The 1,531-nt window shown below is 34.2% G+C and carries 2 protein-coding genes; both read left to right on the top strand.

Translation table 11 applies throughout. The annotated features are described in order from the left end of the window. Nucleotides 1-244 precede the first annotated feature (244 nt). Complete coding sequence (locus AC29Z1_RS10340; RefSeq protein WP_488271385.1) at nt 245-427, top strand: hypothetical protein; 183 nt, start codon at nt 245-247, stop codon at nt 425-427. A gap of 355 nt (nt 428-782) precedes the next feature. After that, a complete protein-coding gene (locus AC29Z1_RS10335; protein WP_488271384.1) occupies nt 783-1,400 on the top strand; it encodes a hypothetical protein in 618 nt (205 codons plus the stop codon). Nucleotides 1,401-1,531: the final 131 nt, after the last annotated feature.

Here is a 1,531-nt window from a genome sequence, read left to right as displayed (position 1 = left end):
GTTGAAGTATAAGTCCTTAGGCATTGCTTCGTGCACTGCCGCCACCTTGGTATACTAGAGTTCCCCATCAGACTGCCTCCCCTCTTATTTTAATCTATTATATGTAAATCATTAATCAACGGTAACTATCAGCTAGCCACCTGATCCCCCACTGCTGCCAGCCATTTTTTTCATCTGCATTACTCCAAAAAGCAAGACACATACTAACAACAGAAAAGCAACCAACAAAGTAGAGGGTGATACTATGAACTATAGAGCTAATAGATCTTATCTTACATTCAAGACCAATGCCAAAACCTCAATACCCCTTAATTCTGCCAACGAAGAAATGGACACGCTCATTGCTGAAAACCTATCGAAAAAGTATTTGCGTGATGAACCCGCAGTCAAGCCCAATCAAAATGTTTATGACGCTTTATCGGAGTAATAAACTAAGGAGAAAGTCATGCTAATCATTGCAGTTGTAGTAATAATAGCGATAGTCGGTCTACTTATTGTATATTTTGACAGGTTAACTTCGCCTTGGCGGTAATTCCGTACTATATTTCCAACTCCAAACAAGTGACAAAAAAATTACAGACCACATAAAAACGTAGCCGGATATTCCGGCTATGTTTTTATGTGATACAGTATGCATCATTTCATCCACCGCTTTTCCTTCTTTGTCCTAATCTTTCTAGCTCATAAAACTGTATGAATATATACATTACTCAATAGGAATATAATGTTATTTATGGTATTCTATGTATAATAGTAAAATTTTGTAATTAAAGAGGATAAAAATGTCCATACATAATAATTCCACTAAAACATTGGGTATCTTAAAAATGGTTATAATTGCTGTTATTGGAGTAATTATTTTAATTAATTTGTTAACTCAGCCTTCCTCATATTCCCAAAGTAATGAAGATATCTATCAAGTCGCCAAAACATTAATTACATCAAGCATGGATATACCAGAAGCGAAAATGGCACCCATTGAAAACCATTATTTTATTTCTAAATACGGCAAGGTAGATACATTAGCTTCTAACACCACAACTCCTGACGAAATTTGCTTTTTTAAAGATTTTGGCAACAATCCATATCTTATCTCTTCTTACGTTGAATATCTTGATAACCAAAATGAACCAGTTCGAAAACGATTTACTTACACACTTACCCATCAAGATGATGATAAATGGGTACTCTCCAAAATTCACAATAAGAAATTAACAAAAAATGCCCCCGGCACACGCCAGGGGTTAATTAAGGATTCAAAAGCTACAGTTGTTTGTTCTTTCATGAAACAAAATTACTTCAACCAAGATAAACTGACTATTACTTTGCCATATTATTTATTTGGTAAGAATATTAGCAAAAGTTCGTTGTCGAATTTTCAACTTTTATATTTTCAATAAAAATTCAATTCCCTAGCGGGAATTTTCATAATAGCTATGACGAGAGGCTTTACTAACCACCTAGCTACACTCTTTTTTTAAGATCGTTTTATATCAAAACTACTAGACAAATCGCTATCGAAAGGTTCAAA

The sequence above is a fragment of the Sporomusa sp. genome, assembly GCF_057736855.1.
This window is presented reverse-complemented; position numbering and strand designations above follow the sequence as displayed.